A 16,061-nucleotide genomic window follows, 5' to 3' on the forward strand; every position below is an offset into this window, starting at 1 on the left:
GTGGCGGCTTTCGGGATGGGGGCTCATGTCGGAAGGTCTTGTTCAGTCCAGACGGTCTTGCCGGAAGCGGTGTAGCGAGTCCCCTGATGCTGAGTGAGCTGCGTCACGATGGACAGGCCACGGCCGCTCTCATCGCTGAGCCCCGGCTTTCGCAGGCGGGGAGCCGCGCTGCTGGTATCGGAGACCTCGCAGATGAGTGTGCGGTCGTCATTGATCAGGCGGAGTTCCACCGGCCCCGTGGAGTAGCGAACGGCGTTGGTCACGAGTTCGCTGACGACCAAGGCGGTGGTGTAGGCGAGTTCGTTGAGCATCCATCTCACCAACTGCCGACTGGTCCACCTGCGGGCGGCGGCGACAGCGGCGGCGTCAGGTGGCAGGCTCCGGGTCGCTACGTTCTCGGCGTCGAACGCCCGGGTGCGGGTCACCAGCACAGCCGGTTCGCGCCCGGGAGACACGCCGCAACGGACACCCTCAAGGATCTCCTGTGTATCTGGTCCGGATCGGCTCAACACCTCGTAGAGACGTTCTGCCGTCGCCTGTGCATCGGGAAGCGGGGCGTCATCACCGCCGCTGTTCAAGAGCAGGATGCTGCCCGAGTGTATGTCGATCTCGGTGGCCTCGAAGGGCTGACCACCGGCGCCCAGCGGTGGATGGGAGGCCAGGACGGGGGAGTTCACGGTGCCGTCCGGGTGGACGACCACGAGGTGAGCATCGCCCGCCCGGGACAGGGAGCAGTGCTCGGTGACGGGGTCGTAGACCACACATATGCAGCTGGAACCGACGTACTTCAGGCCGAAGGGGTACCGCCGTGGAGCCTCGTGTTCTCGGTCCAGGCGGCTCGCCACCTCGTCCAGGCACGAGAGTATTTCGTCGGGCGCCAGGTCTTGCAGGGCGAGCGTGAGGATCATGGCTCTCAGCTGACTCATGCCCACTGCGGTGTCGGCGCCCTCCCCTTCTGTTACGCCCACCACCAGAGCCACCCGCGCGCCGGACAGAGGGATGATGTCGAACCACTCGCCGCCGGAGCCTTCTACCGGAACGTGACTGTGAGCAGCCTCAAGTGCGCTGAGGGATGGAAGCACCTCAGGAAGCAGGTCCCGTTGCAGGAGCCGGGCGCGGGCCCGCTCTTGGATGCGGCGGCGGACGAGGTCGATACACAACGCAGCATGTTCCGCGAACGTGGCGGCTGCTTGAAGGTCGCCCGCGTCGTAGGGAGCCGAGTCAGCCTGGCGATACAAGGCAACTAGCCCGAGGGCAACGCCTCGCACAACAAGGGGCACCACCATGAGGGAGTGCACCCGCGCCTCCCGCATCACGCGTGCGCGCGCCGAATTGCGGGCGAGCCACGGGCTGTCGTCGTTCAGCTCGCGGATGAGGCGTGGGCGCAGATGGGCAAGGGTCTGTCGGTAGGGGGTCGTCGGCGGGATCGGACTCATGTCACCGACCGCATAGGCGGGTCGGGCCCCACCGGCTCCCCGCAGAGACCGGAAGGCGGCGCGCCGAAGCGGCGTGCTTCCGCAAAGGGTACCGGGTGGGGGCGCTTCGCCACGCAGGGTCAGCTCCAGCAGCTCCACGGTGACGATGTCGCCCAGTTCGGGCACTGCGGCCTCGGCGAGCTTCTCGGCAGTGCGGAACATATCCGTGCCAGTGTCGCTCGCCAAGTTCTTCACTTCTGAATGGGTGCGGACAACCACGATGGTCCTCTACGCAGGGGCAAACTCTGAAATTGAGCGTCGCGAGGCCGGACGGGCGCCGTGCCGCGAAACGATCAGCCGTGCTCAGAGGCGGCGCAGCGCGGGCACGCGCCCCAATAGGTCACCGCAGCCTCGTCCACCCGAAAGGACTCGGGCAGGTCGGCCACAAGACACGGGGCCTCGCCGATCACGCAATCCACGTCGATGATGTCGCCACAGAGCCGGCACACGAAGTGGTGATGATTGTTGTGCCGCTCGGCCTCGTACCGGGCCTGCTGGCCGGTGATCTGTGTACAGCGGACCAGGCCGACCTCCGTGAGAACGCGCAAGACGTTGTAGGTGGCCTGCAGGGACAGCCCACCTGTGACCTCTTGTGCCCGATCCCGGACGGCCTCGGCGTCGGGGTGACCGCCCAATTCCTCGATCGCGGTGAGTACCGCCATGCGCTGCGTGGTCACCCGAAGCTGCGCCCCGCGCAAGCGCGCTGCGGCTCGAGCCGTGGGCTCGTGCGCATCTCGATCCTTGCCTGCTGTCCCGGCTCGATGGGTGTCCTGACGCACAAGACCCGAGCCTGCTCGAAACTTGGCCATCGTTTCTCTTCAGAGTGAGTTACGAGCCCGACGACCTCTCGGCGCCGGTTTCGAAGCCGCTCAAAGTCGCGAGGTCGTGATCTCGGCGGCGTCCGGCCCCGGCCTCATGGGCCGTTCGGCTTGTCTCGATCCACTCTAGATACTTGAGTCATTCAAGACAATAGAGACTATCCACTCTTACCTATCTTTAATGGAACTAATCCACCGTCATACCACTTCGGCATCACTGTCCCCTCCCGCCCCGGGCGGCCAGGACACCTCGGCTCCTTGATCCCCTCGCCGGAACCTGGCCACGGCACCGCTGGCCCTCTACAGCGGACGACAGGGCCCCTCTAAGCCGATCCCGGATCATGAAGCGCGCTCGGCAACCCCGTCCTCCAGGTCCACAACGAGATTTTTCGCAGCCTGGACCACCCAGACCGCGGACAGGTGCGCGGTCTGGCCCACGATCCGAACCCGGCGGCTGGCGTGCTCGATCACCGCGAACACTCACAGCCGCGCCCCAGTCAGGGTGACCGTCTCGAAGAAGTCGCACGCCGGCAACACGTCGGCATGGGAGCACAGGAAGTCAGCCCAGGTGCTCGAGCCCCGCCCGGGCTCCGGGTCGATGCCGTCATCCTTCAAGATCTCCCAGACCGTGGAAGCAGCCACCTTGATCCCCCGAACGCGCAGCTCGCCGTGCCCCTTCCGGCACTCCCACGTGGGATTTTCGCGTGCCAGGCGCAACACCAAGGCCCTGATCAAGTGGATGGTCCGCGGGTCGGCCGGAGCGCTTCGGCCGAGCCTTGTCCGCGTGGCGACGCTCGGGCCCGGGTTCAGGCGGGCAGTCGCGGCACGCTGTCGATCAGGCGGCGGGTGTAGGGGTGCGCCGGGTGGCCCAGCACCTGAGCCGTGTCGCCCTGCTCCACGACGTGGCCGTGCTCCAGTACGGCGGTCCGCTCGCACAGGGACGCCACGACCGACAGGTCGTGGGAGACCATCACAAGTGTCAGCCCCTGTTCCTGCTTGAGTTCCGCGAGCAGGTCGACGACCTTGACCCGGGTGGTGACGTCGAGTGCGCTGACGGGCTCATCGGCCAGCAGCACTCGTGGATGGCACACCGTGGCGCGGGCGATGGCGATCCGCTGACGTTGCCCTCCGGAGAACTCGTGCGGGTAGCGGTCCATCGCGTCGGCCGGGAGGCCGACCCGTTCCAGGGCCGCCGCCACCTTCGGCACGGCGGAGGACCGTGTGTCGATACCGAGGGAGCGCAACGGCTCCGCCACGACGGCACCCACGCGACGACGCGGGTCGAGCGAGGAGTACGGGTCCTGGAACACACACTGCACGCTGCGCCGGAACCGGCGCATCTGCTCCCGGTCGCGCAGGGCCAGGTCGGCACCGTCGAAGCGGACAGTCCCGGCGGTGGGCCGGGCCAGCCCGAGCAGCAGGCGCAGGAGCGTCGTCTTGCCCGCCCCCGACTCGCCGACGAGGGCAAGGCTGCGCCCCGCTTCGACGGCCAGCGAGATGTCCTGCACCGCGTCGACCGCGCTCCCCTGGTGGCGCAGCGCCACGTCTGTCAGTTCCAGTACGGGCGTCACCGCGGGCTCCTCAGATCCAGAGCGGCCTCCAGCCTCCGTGCGCTGGCCACGAGCGATTTGGTGTACTCCGCGTGCGGAGAGCGGACGAGGTCGTGGACGGTTCCCGTGTCGACCGCCCGGCCGTCCTTCATCACCAGAGCCCGGTCGGTCACCCGGGCCACGACGGCCAGGTCGTGACTGACGAAGATCACCGCCATTCCCCGTTCCCGCACGAGGGTGTCGAGGAGATCCAGCATCTCCGCCTGCACCGACACGTCCAGCGCGGTAGTCGGCTCGTCCGCGATCAGAAGTCCTGGGTCACAGGCCAAGGCCATCGCCAGGGCGACGCGCTGCCTCTGTCCGCCCGAGATCTCGTGCGGAAAGGCGCGGGCGACACGTTCGGGTTCCGGCAGCCGTACCTGTGCCAGCATGTCGCCGACGGCGTCGCGCAGCGCGGCGCCCCTGAGGCCCCTGCGTCTGGCGAGGGGCTCGGCGATCTGCCGTCCCACGCGCATCAACGGGTCGAGCGCGGTGAGAGGCTCCTGGAACACGACGGCGGCGTCCCGGCCGCGCACCGAAGTGAGCGCCCTTTCGGTCGCGCCGACGATCTGGGTGCCGGCGAGTTCGACGCTGCCGGTGGCGGTCATGCCACTGGGCAGCAGGCCGAGGACCGCCAGCGTGGTGAGCGACTTGCCGGACCCGGACTCGCCGATGAGGCCGAGCCGTTCACCACCGGCCACGGTGAAGGACAGGTCGTCGACCAGGACTCTGCCCTCGGCGGTCCGGACGGTCAGCCCGCGTACGTCCAGGAAGGTCATGAGCGCCTCCGACCGGTCGCCGGATCGAGGGTTTCCCGCAGACCGTCGGCGATGAGATTGACGCCGACCACGAGCAGGACGAGCAGGATGCCGGGGGCGAGGGCGCCGGCGGGGGCAGTGGTGAAGGTGGCCTGGGCCTCCTGGAGCATGCGACCCCATGAGGCGTTGGGCGGTGGGGCGCCCAGCCCCAGGTACGACAGGCCCGCCTCGGCCAGCACGGCGAGCCCGAACTGCAGGGCCAGGTTGACCACGAGGGTGGGCCAGATGTTGGGCAGGACGTGTCCGAGCACGATGCGCGACCAGGACGTGCCGGAGGTGCGAGCGGCAGTGATGTAGTCCTGCGTCAGGACGCGCTTGACCAGGATGCGTGCCAGGCGGGCGACGACGGCGCTCTGCGCCAGACCGATGGCGAGGACGGCGGATCCCAGGGTCGCCGAACGCGCGGCGACGATGAGCATCGCGAGCAGCAGCGTCGGGAACGCGATCAGGATGTCGAGGAGCGCGGAGAGCGTGTCGTCGAGCCAGCCCTGCGCGAACGCGGCGAGCACGCCGAGCACGATGCCGATGGTGGCGGCGATGAGCACGGACCCCAGGCCCGCCTCGACGGCGATTCGGGAGCCGGTCATCACCTGGGTGAACAGGTCACGGCCGAGTTTGTCGGTACCCAGCAGATGTCCCCCGCCCGGTCTCGTCAGCCGTCCGCCGGAGGTGTCGTCGGCGGGATAGGGCAGCCAGAACAGGGAGACCACGGCGAGCAGCGCGATGAGGCCGGCGAGGACGGAGCCGACGACCAGCGTGGCGGAGACGCGGGAGCGGCGCCCGCCCTGTGGTGTCCCCGCAGGCCGCGCCGCTTCGAGTGCGTCGGCCGGAATCACCGGGCACCTCCCGAGAGCCGTCCGCGCAGCCGCGGGTCGATGATCCGCTGGAGCAGGTCCGCGGCGAAGCCGATGAGCAGCACACCGAGGGTGGAGACGAACAGCACGCCCTGGATGACCGGGTAGTCGTGCTGGGCGATGCCGGTGGCGAGCATCGAACCGAGACCCGGCAGGGCGTACACCGACTCCACGACGACCGCGCCGAGCAGGGTCGAGGCGAGCTCGATACCGAGGACGGAGATCACCGGCACGGAGGCGTTGCGCAGACCGTGCCGCCACATCGCGCGTCCGAACGACGATCCCAGGGCACGGGCGGTGCGCAGATAGTCGCTGTCCAGAACGTCGAGGGTCGCTGAGCGGACGTAGCGGATCAGGGACGCGCTCATCACCAGGGCGATGGTGACGACCGGGAGAACGAGGGAGCGGATCGCGTCCGCGGGCTCGGACCAGCCGTCCTGCGGGAATCCGCCCGCCGGAAGCCAGCCCGCGTTCAGCGCGAACACGGCGATGAGGATCATGCCGAGCCAGAACACCGGGACGGCGATGCCCAACTGCGACACACCACTGAGCAGGGCGCCGTACCAGGTGTGGCGCTTGTGCGCGGCGACGAATCCGGCGGGCACGGCGATGAGGACGGCGAGGACGAAGGCGGCGAGGGTGAGCGGGACGGTGATGTTCAGCCGAGAGGCGACCTCGGGTCCGACCGGCAGCGAGCTGACGAAGGAGGTGCCGAGGTCGCCGCTCGCCAGCTGTCCGAGCCAGTGGGTGAACTGCTCGGGCAGCGGCTTGTCGGACCCTATCGAGTGCCGTGCCGCGGCAATCTGTTCGGGACTCGCGCCCACTGCCGTGAGTGCGTTGGCCGGGTCGCCGGGCAGCATGCGCAGCAGCACGAACAGCACCACGCTCGCGAGGGCCAACGACACCACCAGGAAGACGAGGCGGCGCAGGAGGTAACGCGCCATCATCCCTTCTTCTCGATGTCGTAGGCGTAGAACTGGGAGTTGAGGCCGTTGAGGGGGTAGCCCGACAGCTTGCTGCTGGCGACCACGATCTGCGGGTACAGGTACAACCAGTCGCTGGCCGCGTCCTCGGCGGTCTTCTCGTTGACCTTCTTCAGCAGCGCGGTCTGCTCGGCCGTGGTGGACGCCTCCTCGGCCTGCTGCACCCACTGGGTGACCTGCTTGTTGTCGTAGCCCCAGTAGAAGTCGGGGTTCCCGTACCAGACGAGATCGCGATCGTTGACGTGCTCCTGGAGCGTGGCCGTGAAGTCGTGGTTCTTGTAGACCTTCGTGTACCACTCGTCGGGCGTGATCGTGTTGATCGTGACGGTGATGCCGACCTTGGCCAGTTGAGACTTGATGAAGGTGGCGACCGTGGGGTGCGGGTCGTAGTTCGGGGTGTCCAGCGTGAAGGCGAAGCCCTTGGCGTACCCGGCCTCGGCGAGCAGCTTCTTGGCACGAGCCGGGTCATAGGCGTTGACCTTGGTGAGGTCCTCGTACCAGGGGTCGGTGGGCGGCACCATCGAGCCGATGAGCTGGCCGTAGCCACCCCAGATCGATTCCAGCAGTTTCTTGTCGTCGATGGCGGCGGACACGGCCTGGCGCACCTTGACGTCCGTGAAGGGCTTGGCTTTGTCGTTGAAGGCGAGCAGAAGCTTGGTGGTGGAGTTGCCGTCGTTGACCTTGTAGTTCTGATTGCTCTTGAACTGGTCCAGGGCGTCGGGCGACTGCTCGCTGGTGACCACGTCGACGGCGTTGGTCAGCAGAGCGTTGTTGAGGGCCGTGGCGTCCTTGTAGTAGTGGAAGACGACCTTCTTGTTCCTGGCGGCGTTGCCCCAATAACCCGCGAACCGGTCCAGGCTCAACGCGGAACCGCGGGTCCACTCGCCCAGCTTGTACGGGCCGGTGCCGTCTTCGGTCGTCTTCAGGTTCTTGGCCTGTGAGTCGATGATCCAGACGTAGGAGAGGTTGTAGACGAAAGAGATCGACTTCTGCGACAGCGTGACCTTGACGGTCCGCGTGTCAGGCGTGGCGATGTCCTTGATGACCTCGAGGTTGCTCTTGCGAGCCGACTGGGAGCCGTCCGCGATGACCTTCTGCAGGCTGTATTTGACGTCTTGGCTGGTGAGCTCCTTGCCGCTGTGGAACTTCACGCCGTCGCGCAGGGTAAAGGTGTAGGTGAGACCGTCGCCGCTGACCTTGTAGTCCTTGGCCAGCAGCTTCTCCACCTTGCCGTCGTCGGTGAGCTTGAACAGCCCTTCATAGACGTTGCCGTTGAGGGCCTCGGTCACGCCTTGGCCGCCGCCAGCGGTGTTGTCGAGGTTCTGCGGCTCGTACAGCGAGCCGATGTTGACGGTGGCGTTCTTGTCATCGGAGCCGCCCCCGGCGCTGCCACCCGCGCCGGACCCGCCGCAGGCGGTCAATGTCAGAGCAAGGGTGGCCGCGGTCGCGGCTCCGTACAGGGAGGTTTTCTTGAGGCTCATGGTGAAGGGCGCTTTCGTGCTGCGGTGCGGGGAGGCTGTCGGCGGTCAGTGCTGCGCGGGGAAGCCGTCGCGGAAGACGGGAAGCTTCTCGCCGGCCTCGATGGGCAGGTGGAAGCGGTTCTGCCGCGGCGGCATCGGACAGTTGTACTGATCGGAGAAACCGCAGGGCGGCACGAAGGCGCGGTTGAAGTCGAGCAGGACACGGTGCTCGTCCTGCGTGCGCTGCACGAAGAGGAAACGGCCGGCCCCGTAGGTGGTGACGCCGTTGGTGGGGTCACCGAAGACGAGCAGGAGGGTGCCGTCGTCGTCGAAGGCGCTGAGGGTGTAGTCGCGGCCGTCGACGCTGAGGGTGATGTCGCCGGGGACGACAAGCTCTCGGGTGCCGCCGTTGTCCCGCAGGTGCTCGAAGGCAACCCGGCGGGCACCGGGCACGGGGATGTACGTGGCGGGGAGGACCCAGGCCGGGTCGTAGGGGAACGTGTCGACCCGATCGAAACGGTGGATGGCGGGTGAATCGGCGTCCCACAAGCGCAGGCCGTGCTCGGGCTCCCCGGTGACGAGGTCGGTCCGCTGGAGCGTGGTGACCGTCACAGTGTCCGGTTGACCGACGCGGGCCTTCTCGGAGTCCGGGCGCTTACCGGCCGGGAGCCAGCGGGTCTCAGCCAGGGCGAGGTTCCCGGTCGGCGAGGTGAGGGCGCGATGACGCTCGGCACGCCACGCGTGCCAGCGGCCGACGGGGCCGTCGCTGGTGAGGTGGGACACGGTCGGACTCATTCGCGTAGAGGGATCGGCGGCCTCACGCCGCGATCGTCACGCTGCGCGAAAACATGGCCCAAGCATGTTCTTTATCTTCCATAAGGGAACCTAATGTCAAATAGGGCGTACACATGTTGAGACGGCCTTCTGGAGGGAACGGTCAGGACCGGCTCCGCGCTGACGCCTCGCCTCCGGCGTCCTGCCGCCGTTGCCGGCGGTTGAACCTCCTGCTTTCCCGCGCCTTCCGCTCGTTCTTCGCCGTCGCGCGGCCGCGCTGTCCGGCGTCGACGGCCGACCTCTGCCGTGTTCGGCAGGCTCAGCGTGATCGGTCGAGACCAAGCAGATCCACGCCGGTGCCGAAACCCGACCCGGCGACCGGCGCGCGGCCTTGATCCACCCGGCCGCCTCCTTCGTGTTATGTGACATCCACCACGCGGCCGATCTGTTGCCCCCTCGCCAAGCCCGGGAAGGTCCACCCACGGATCCACAACCCCTGTAGGGTGCCGAAACTCACGTATCGCTGCTGACCAGGAACTTTGCGAGGGTCGGCAGTCCTGACAGGGTCGGACTGCATGGCGTTGCGCATGCTCTACCTGATCTTCATTCGACTCCTCGGACTGATCCTGCGCCTCTCCTGTGCCGACCGGGCGAGGGACGTAGAGCTGCTCGCGCTGCGCCATGAGAATGCGGTGCTGCGCCGGCAGCTCGGTGTCCGACCGCGGCTGACCTGGCCGGAGCGTGCGGTCCTCGCCGCTCTCGCTCGGCACCTGCCCGGCAGGCTCCGCCGACACCGCCTGGTCACCCCCGGCACACTGCTGTCCTGGCACCGACGCCTGATCCGCTGGAAGTGGCGGCAGAAACCCGCACGGACCGGGCGGCCGCCGATATCCGAGCAGGTTGTCCTGGAACAAACCTTCGCGACCGCCGTCGCCGAGTTCATCACGACCGGATCGGTGCACGACTGGCCGCCCTACGCTCCGGCAACGTCCGCTCGCATCCGGCACTTCGCCTGAGCGGGGCGACGGGTATGGAGCGCGCGGTCCGCCGCGCTGCCATGCGCCGTTGGGCCTTGTCCCTAGTGGCACTGAGGAACATAGAGGAACCGGCGCCCTGGGGCACCGTGCACGTCACATCGCCGGCTCCGCCCAGAGGTCGGGCGGGACGATGCCGACGGAGCGGCCGTACGGGTCCAGCAGACGCCCGAGCAGCTTGTCCTGGCGCAGGGTGATCACGCGGTCGACGATGTCGAGGCTCGGGTGGGCGGTGGCGAGCTGGGTCTCCAGGCGCAGGACGTCGCTGACGGAGTGCAGGCTGGCCTGGAGGATGAGGTTGTGCGGGCCGCTGACGGCGGCGCAGTTGCGGGTCTCGGGCAGGCGGATGAGGGCGTGGCCGATCTCGGGGAGGTCGGCGGCTGGGACCTTGGCCCAGACGGTGACCGAGACGGGCCAGCCCCCGAGGGGGCGGGCGAAGTCGCAGCGGAACCGCAGCAGGCCGCGCCGGACGAGATGTTCGATGCGGCGTTTGGCGGTGTTGAGGCTGACACCGAGATCGTCGGCGAGGGCCTGGTAGGGGGCGCGGCCGTCGTGGGCGAGCCGGCTGACGAGGGCGCGGTCGAAAGGGGTGAACTCGCCCGGGGCGACAGGGGTCTGAGCCGGGGGCGGGCCGGTCAGCTGGGCGCGCTGGCCCGGGTCCAGGGCGGCGATGCGCCACCGGCCGCCCTCGGTGAACATGTGGGTGACGATCCGCGCCTCCACGGCGGTGATGCCGGGAAGGTGCGGGAGCAGGTCCAGGGTGTATTGGGAGAGGGCTGGCAGGTCGCGGGTGGCGACGATGGCGAGGATGTCGTGGCCGGCGGCTGCGCGCTCGATCGTGAGCATGTGAGGGTCGGCGCTCAGTGCCCGGGCGACCCCGGCGGTGGCTCCCGGAGCGCAGTCGATCACGACGAAGCCCACGCAGATCTGCTCGAACAGGCGTGGGCCGGGTGAGAATCCCACCCAGGCGGCGCCCTGGTCGGCGAGGCGGCCGAAGCGACGGGCGACGGTGACCGGGTCGACCTCCAGGGCGCGCCCGAGTTCGGTCCATGAGGCCCGTGGCTGCAACTGCAGGGCGTTGATCAGCGTGAGGTCGTCCTCTGTCAGCAGCGCTGGTGCATCATCCTGCATGTTCCCTACTCGTGAGCCAGAATCCTGCGTTTGGCGGCTTTCGTACGTCACTCTCCCATTGTGGACTTCAGGGGCCCGCACCTGGCGAGCGCGAAGGAGGGCCGGACCCATGGCGTACGGCGATTATCAGGACGAGATCTACCTCGACGGACTGCGCGGGGTAGTGCCGCGCTTGCCGATGACCTACGACGAGCTGGAGCCGCTGGCCCAGGCCGCGATGCCCGCCTCGATGCGCTCCTACGTCATGGCCGGATCCGGCGACGAGCACACCCAGCGGGCCAACGTCACCGCGCTCGGCCGCTGGGGCCTCACCCCACGCATGATGGTCGGAGCCACCGAGCGGGACCTGTCCGTGGACCTGTTCGGGATGCACCTGCCCTCGCCGCTGTTCATGGCCCCAATCGGCGTGATCGGCCTGTGCGCCCAGGACGGCCACGGCGATCTCGCCACCGCCCGCGCCGCCGCCCGCACCGCAGTGCCGATGGTCGCCTCCACCCTGACCGTCGATCCGCTGGAGGGGGTCGCCGCCGAGTTCGGTGACACGCTGGGCTTCTTCCAGCTCTACACGCCCACCGACCGGGAGCTGGCCGAGAGCCTGGTCCACCGTGCCGAGACGGCCGGGTTCAAGGGCATCGTGGTCACCCTGGACACCTGGATCACCGGCTGGCGCCCCCGCGATCTCGCCATCAGCAACTTCCCCCAGCTGCGCGGCAACTGCCTGGCCAACTACACCAGCGACCCCGTCTTCCGCGCCCGCCTCGCCCGCAGCCCCGAGGACGACCCGGCCGCCGCGGTCGCCGAGTGGGTGAAGGTCTTCGGCAACCCGCTGACCTGGGACGACCTGTCCTGGCTGCGCTCGATCACCGACCTGCCGCTGATCCTGAAGGGCATCTGCCACCCCGACGACGTCCGCCGCGCCAAGGACGGCGGCGTGGACGGCATCTACTGCTCCAACCACGGCAGGCGCCAAGCAAACGGCGGCCTGCCCGCACTCGACGCCCTGCCCGGCGTGCTCCAGGCCGCCGACAGCACACCCGTCGTGTTCGACTCCGGGGTGCGCACGGGAGCCGACGTCATCAAGGCCCTCGCCCTGGGTGCCACCGCCGTAGGCGTCGGACGCCCCTACGCCTACGCCCTCGCCCACGGCGGCGAAGCCGGCCTCGTCCACCTCCTGCGGTCCCTGCTCGCCGAAGCCGATCTGATCATGGCCGTCGACGGCTACCCCACCCTCGCCGACCTCACCCCCGACGCCCTCCGCCGCCTCACCTGACAGCCACCGACCAGCCGGGGCGGACGCGGCGGCGGAGCCTCGTTCACCGAGCGGTTGGCCATGGTCCACCACCTCCGCAGATCGGACCAGGCCCTCAAACAGGTCCGCCACCGAACGGGCGACATTTCGTTACAGCGACCTTTTTGTCCAACACGATCGGACTGGCGTACCGGTTCTGGCCACCCGCACGACGCCCGGGAAGGCATTCGAGCCTTCGCCAAGAAGCGCTCGCCCCTCTACCAGATCCGCCGAACCCGAAGCCCTGCACCAACAAGAAAGTCGGTAGCAACCATGGCTGAGCAATCCACCGTCCGCAGCGTGACCTACGACCTGCTGCGGGCTCTGAACCTCACCACGGTCTTCGGTAATCCCGGCTCCACTGAGCAGCCGTTCCTGCAGGAGTTCCCTGAGGACTTCACCGGCTTTCTCCGAGGATGCCCCGGCCTTCAGGCCGGGGAGGAATCGGACTCCTGCGGAGCAGGGCAGGGACAGCCGGATCGCCGTCAGGGCGATCCGGCGTCCACCCCGCACGGCCGTGATGCCGCCCACAACGGTCAAGAACTCTCAACTGTCAGTCCTCCCAGGTAGGTTCGGATGCATGACGACAGAAGCGACCACGAAGGACACCGGGCATGCCCGGTACACCTTCCGTGTACGCCTGTCGAAGACAGCCCGGCGCGCACTCGAAGCCGAGTGGGATCGCTGCCGCTGGATCTGGAACGAATGCGTGGCCAAGTCCCGGCAGGCCCACGCGCAGAGCAGAGCGGGCGGCGAGAAGTTGACGTGTGGTCCGGCGCAGCTGGACAGGATGCTGACCGACGCCCGCGGGGTGACAGCGTGGCTGGCTGAGGGCGCGAGCGTGCCGCAGCAGCAGGTGATCCGGGAGTTCGCCAGGTCGAGGGCGAAGGCGCTGAAGGACATCAAGGACGGGCTTGCGCAGCACCGCCGGGCGGGGATGCCCCGCTTCAAGCGCAAGCGTGAGGCCAGGCCGAGCCTGAACTACACCCGGCGCGGTTTCCGTCTGAAGGACGGTCGTCTGCACCTTGCGGGCCAGATCGTGCTGAGCGTGGTGTGGTCGCGGGCTCTTCCGGCCGACCCGTCGAGTGTGCGCGTGTACCAGGACACGCTCGGGCATTGGTACGCCTCCTTCGTCGCCCCGGCCCAGGTCGAGCCGCTTGTGGAGACCGGCCACGTCCTGGGCGTGGACTGGGGTGTGAAGGAGACCGCGACCACCACGGATGACGCCTACGACCTTCCGCATGCCGAACACGGCAAGCGGTCCGCTCAGCGGCTCGCGAAGTACCAGCGGATGATGGCCCGGCGCCGGCGACCGAAAGGACAGCGTGCATCCACCGGCTACCGGAAGGCGCAGGCACAGGCAGCGAAGCTGCACAGGAAGGTCGCGCGGCAGCGGGAGGACACCGGCCGCAAGTGGGCCAAGGCCGTCATGCGCGATCATGACGGGGTGGCGGTGGAGGACTTTCGCCCGAAGTTCCTCGCGAAGACCACCATGGCCCGCAAGGCGGCCGACGCGGCCATCGCGGCGACGAAGCGTGCCCTGGTCGGGATGGGGCGCAAGCACGCACGGGACGTCCGTCTGGTGCACCCGGCGCACACCACGATGGACTGCGCAACGTGCGGGGCGAGAACCAAGCACGCACTCCCTCTCTCGATGAGAACGTATGCCTGCACCGTGTGCGCAGCCGTGTCCCCCAGGGACAAGAACTCCGCCCGCGTGATGCTGGTCCGGGCAGGTTGGAACCCGGACGGTGTCGAGGGCGTAAGACCACCTGAGCCGCTGGCTCCGGTGGCAGCCTGAGCCGTACATCCCCGCTCAACCCTGGAGGGTGGAGAATCCCCTCCCTTCAGGGAGGGGAGCCTTCAACTATGTGCTGGCGCTGCAGGAGGCGTCCGTCATCGCGATGGCCGACACCTTCGCCCAGGTCACCGGCCGCCCCGCACTGGTGAACCTGCACTCCTCGGCCGGGATGGGCAACGCCGTGGGCAACCTGGTGGCGGCCTACCACGGAAACACGCCCCTCATCCTCACCTCCGGCCAGCAGCACCGGGAACTGGTCATCGGAGACCCGTACCTCGGCAACCGCGAGGCCACCACCCTCCCGAAGCCGTGGGTGAAGTGGTCCTACGAACCGGCCCGCGCCGAAGACGTCCCCGAGGCTTTCATGCGGGCCTACGCGGAGGCGCTGCAGCCGCCGACGGGACCCGTCTACTTGTCGATTCCCATGGACGACTGGAAGCGGCCCCTGTCCGGCTTCCCCCGGGTACGGACGGTCAGCGACCGCGTCGCCCCCGACACCGCGCGGCTGCGCGCCTTCGCCGACCGCATCTCCGCAAGCCGTCGACCCGTCCTGATCTTCGGGCCGGAGGTGGACCGCGCCGGCAGCTGGGACGCGGCCGTCGCTCTGGCGGAGAAGTTGCGCGCTTCCGTCTACGGCGCCCCGCTGCTGGACCGCGCCTCCTTCCCCGAGGACCACCCCCTCTTCGGCGGCCCGCTCGGCATGTCGGTGAAGACCATCAGCGACCGGCTGACCGGGCACGACCTGGTCGTCGTGATCGGCGCCGAGGTGTTCCGCTACTACCCCTACGTGCCCGGCGACTACCTCCCCGAAGGCACCGACCTCCTCCAGATCACCGGCAACCCGGCGGTCGCCGCTGCGGCGCGCGTGGGTGACAGCCTCCTGGGCGACCCCAGGACGGCGATCGAGCTGCTCCTGGACATGGTCGCCGAGGGATCGGCGCGGACCGCTCCAGAACCTATGCCCCGGCCCCGTGAGCTGCCGCAGACGCCGAACAGCCCGCTCACCCCGCCGGAGGTGTACGCCACGCTGAGCAGAGTCCGGCCGGCCGACGCGGTCATCGTCAACGAATCGACCTCCACGATGGCGCAGCAGATCGAGTGGCTCCCCACCACCCGGACCGGATCGTTCTTCGCCACGGCCAGCGGAGGCATCGGCTGGGGCACCCCGGCCGCCGTGGGCGTCGCGCTCGGCCACCGGGACAGGGGCGTCGAACGGCCGGTGGTCGGCCTGATCGGCGACGGCTCCTTCCAGTACTCCGTGCAGGCCATCTACACGGCGGCCCAGCACAACCTCCCGATCGTGTACGTCGTCATGCACAACCAGGAGTACTCCATCCTCAAGTCCTTCGCGGTACTCGAGGAGACCCCGGGCGTACCCGGGCTGGATCTGCCAGGGCTCGACATCGCCTCCGTGGCCCGCGGATTCGGATGCCGCGCGGTCGACGTGGAGACCACCGAGGACCTGGAGCGGGAGTTCAAGGCGGCCCTGACCGCCGGCACCACCACCGTCATCGTGGTCGCCACGCAGCTCCAGAAGGCGATGTTATAGCCCGCACGGCTCGCACAGTCAAGTAGAGAACAGCGGAGAGAGGACAACAATCATGGACTTCGGACTGAAGGACCGGGTGTACATAGTCACCGGCGGCACCCGCGGGCTGGGCTTGGCCGCCGCGCGCGAGCTGGTGGCGGACGGTGCGCGGGTCGTCGTCAGCGGCCGCAGCGAGAAGTCGGTCGCCGCCGCACATGCCGAACTCGGCGGCCCGGGACAGGCGGTCGGCGTTGTGGCCGACAACGCCGACACAGACACTCCGGAAAGGCTGATCGCCGCGGCACAGGATGCCTTCAAGCGCCTGGACGGAGTACTCATCAGCGTCGGCGGGCCGCCGATGAGCAATGCTCAAGACCTGTGGATCGGCCTCGGGAGGTCTGCTTCGCGAAACGCGGAGGGCGTACCTTCCCGAGTGATCGATTGATGGTCACCGAGTAGACCCGCGTTGCACCGCGGGTTGGGAAGGGTGAAGTAGGCCGCCAGCGAG

At 68.5% G+C, this 16,061-nt stretch carries 14 protein-coding genes and 2 pseudogenes; 6 read left to right on the forward strand and 10 right to left on the reverse strand.

Translation table 11 applies throughout. The features are described from left to right. Positions 1-23: 23 nt before the first annotated feature. The 9 genes and pseudogenes from ACQEXA_RS05910 to ACQEXA_RS05950 all read right to left on the reverse strand — a co-directional run bounded on the left by ACQEXA_RS05910 (position 24) and on the right by ACQEXA_RS05950 (position 8,792). Complete coding sequence (locus tag ACQEXA_RS05910; protein WP_433128881.1) at positions 24-1,637, reverse strand: ATP-binding SpoIIE family protein phosphatase; 1,614 nt, start codon at positions 1,635-1,637, stop codon at positions 24-26. 131 nt (positions 1,638-1,768) lie between these two features. Continuing rightward, positions 1,769-2,254, reverse strand: coding sequence for a Fur family transcriptional regulator (locus ACQEXA_RS05915; protein ID WP_433128883.1), 486 nt, complete (start codon positions 2,252-2,254; stop codon positions 1,769-1,771). A gap of 367 nt (positions 2,255-2,621) precedes the next feature. After that, positions 2,622-3,086: pseudogene (locus tag ACQEXA_RS05920) on the reverse strand (integrase); the annotation flags it as partial. 13 nt (positions 3,087-3,099) lie between these two features. Beyond that, entirely contained in the window at positions 3,100-3,864 is a 765-nt protein-coding gene (locus tag ACQEXA_RS05925; RefSeq protein ID WP_433128885.1) for an ABC transporter ATP-binding protein, read from the reverse strand. Continuing rightward, positions 3,861-4,661: an ATP-binding cassette domain-containing protein gene (locus tag ACQEXA_RS05930; RefSeq protein WP_432936494.1), complete on the reverse strand. Its 801-nt coding sequence runs from the start codon at positions 4,659-4,661 to the stop codon at positions 3,861-3,863. The genes ACQEXA_RS05925 and ACQEXA_RS05930 overlap by 4 nt, the downstream gene beginning before the upstream one ends. Then, entirely contained in the window at positions 4,658-5,536 is an 879-nt protein-coding gene (locus ACQEXA_RS05935) for an ABC transporter permease (protein WP_432936491.1), read from the reverse strand. Before ACQEXA_RS05935 ends, ACQEXA_RS05930 begins: the two co-directional genes overlap by 4 nt. Further along, positions 5,533-6,498, reverse strand: coding sequence for an ABC transporter permease (locus ACQEXA_RS05940; protein WP_432939881.1), 966 nt, complete (start codon positions 6,496-6,498; stop codon positions 5,533-5,535). The genes ACQEXA_RS05935 and ACQEXA_RS05940 overlap by 4 nt, the downstream gene beginning before the upstream one ends. Further along, a complete protein-coding gene (locus ACQEXA_RS05945) occupies positions 6,498-8,018 on the reverse strand; it encodes an ABC transporter substrate-binding protein (protein ID WP_433128887.1) in 1,521 nt (506 codons plus the stop codon). The genes ACQEXA_RS05940 and ACQEXA_RS05945 overlap by 1 nt, the downstream gene beginning before the upstream one ends. 45 nt (positions 8,019-8,063) lie before the next feature. Next, positions 8,064-8,792 (reverse strand): DUF1684 domain-containing protein, encoded by a 729-nt coding sequence (locus ACQEXA_RS05950; protein ID WP_433128889.1) that lies wholly within the window; start codon positions 8,790-8,792, stop codon positions 8,064-8,066. Between the two features lie 554 nt (positions 8,793-9,346). Between ACQEXA_RS05950 and ACQEXA_RS05955 the strand changes: the two genes are divergently transcribed. Next, complete coding sequence (locus ACQEXA_RS05955; RefSeq protein WP_432936482.1) at positions 9,347-9,787, forward strand: hypothetical protein; 441 nt, start codon at positions 9,347-9,349, stop codon at positions 9,785-9,787. Positions 9,788-9,901: 114 nt separating this feature from the next. Here the strand turns inward: ACQEXA_RS05955 and ACQEXA_RS05960 are convergent, their stop codons facing one another. Next, entirely contained in the window at positions 9,902-10,936 is a 1,035-nt protein-coding gene (locus ACQEXA_RS05960) for an Lrp/AsnC family transcriptional regulator (RefSeq protein ID WP_432936479.1), read from the reverse strand. Between the two features lie 109 nt (positions 10,937-11,045). Here ACQEXA_RS05960 and ACQEXA_RS05965 point away from each other — a divergent pair, with 109 nt between their 5' ends. The 5 genes and pseudogenes from ACQEXA_RS05965 to ACQEXA_RS05985 all read left to right on the forward strand — a co-directional run. Then, the gene (locus tag ACQEXA_RS05965) at positions 11,046-12,206 is read left to right on the forward strand and encodes an alpha-hydroxy-acid oxidizing protein (protein ID WP_433128891.1); all 1,161 of its coding nucleotides are present in this window, start codon (positions 11,046-11,048) and stop codon (positions 12,204-12,206) included. A 291-nt stretch (positions 12,207-12,497) separates the two neighbouring features. After that, positions 12,498-12,794: a hypothetical protein gene (locus ACQEXA_RS05970; RefSeq protein WP_433128893.1), complete on the forward strand. Its 297-nt coding sequence runs from the start codon at positions 12,498-12,500 to the stop codon at positions 12,792-12,794. A gap of 10 nt (positions 12,795-12,804) precedes the next feature. Next, the gene (locus ACQEXA_RS05975; protein WP_433128895.1) at positions 12,805-14,025 is read left to right on the forward strand and encodes an RNA-guided endonuclease InsQ/TnpB family protein; all 1,221 of its coding nucleotides are present in this window, start codon (positions 12,805-12,807) and stop codon (positions 14,023-14,025) included. A gap of 70 nt (positions 14,026-14,095) precedes the next feature. After that, positions 14,096-15,574, forward strand: coding sequence for a benzoylformate decarboxylase (mdlC, locus tag ACQEXA_RS05980; RefSeq protein WP_433128897.1), 1,479 nt, complete (start codon positions 14,096-14,098; stop codon positions 15,572-15,574). A gap of 52 nt (positions 15,575-15,626) precedes the next feature. After that, positions 15,627-15,923 (forward strand): annotated as a pseudogene (locus ACQEXA_RS05985) (SDR family NAD(P)-dependent oxidoreductase); the annotation flags it as partial. Positions 15,924-16,061 lie beyond the last annotated feature (138 nt).

The sequence above is a fragment of the Streptomyces sp. CA-106110 genome (assembly GCF_050936285.1).
GTDB lineage: Bacteria > Actinomycetota > Actinomycetes > Streptomycetales > Streptomycetaceae > Streptomyces.

What these genes read in the sequence shown, in the direction of transcription:
- ACQEXA_RS05910 (WP_433128881.1), bottom strand. Translation starts at nt 1,637, where the DNA reads ATGTTCCGCACTGCCGAGAAGCTCGCCGAGGCCGCAGTGCCCGAACTG.
- ACQEXA_RS05930 (WP_432936494.1), bottom strand. Translation starts at nt 4,661, where the DNA reads ATGACCTTCCTGGACGTACGCGGGCTGACCGTCCGGACCGCCGAGGGC.
- ACQEXA_RS05940 (WP_432939881.1), bottom strand. Translation starts at nt 6,498, where the DNA reads ATGGCGCGTTACCTCCTGCGCCGCCTCGTCTTCCTGGTGGTGTCGTTG.
- ACQEXA_RS05945 (WP_433128887.1), bottom strand. Translation starts at nt 8,018, where the DNA reads ATGAGCCTCAAGAAAACCTCCCTGTACGGAGCCGCGACCGCGGCCACC.
- ACQEXA_RS05950 (WP_433128889.1), bottom strand. Translation starts at nt 8,792, where the DNA reads ATGAGTCCGACCGTGTCCCACCTCACCAGCGACGGCCCCGTCGGCCGC.
- ACQEXA_RS05955 (WP_432936482.1), top strand. Translation starts at nt 9,347, where the DNA reads ATGGCGTTGCGCATGCTCTACCTGATCTTCATTCGACTCCTCGGACTG.
- ACQEXA_RS05960 (WP_432936479.1), bottom strand. Translation starts at nt 10,936, where the DNA reads ATGCAGGATGATGCACCAGCGCTGCTGACAGAGGACGACCTCACGCTG.
- ACQEXA_RS05965 (WP_433128891.1), top strand. Translation starts at nt 11,046, where the DNA reads ATGGCGTACGGCGATTATCAGGACGAGATCTACCTCGACGGACTGCGC.
- ACQEXA_RS05970 (WP_433128893.1), top strand. Translation starts at nt 12,498, where the DNA reads ATGGCTGAGCAATCCACCGTCCGCAGCGTGACCTACGACCTGCTGCGG.
- ACQEXA_RS05975 (WP_433128895.1), top strand. Translation starts at nt 12,805, where the DNA reads ATGACGACAGAAGCGACCACGAAGGACACCGGGCATGCCCGGTACACC.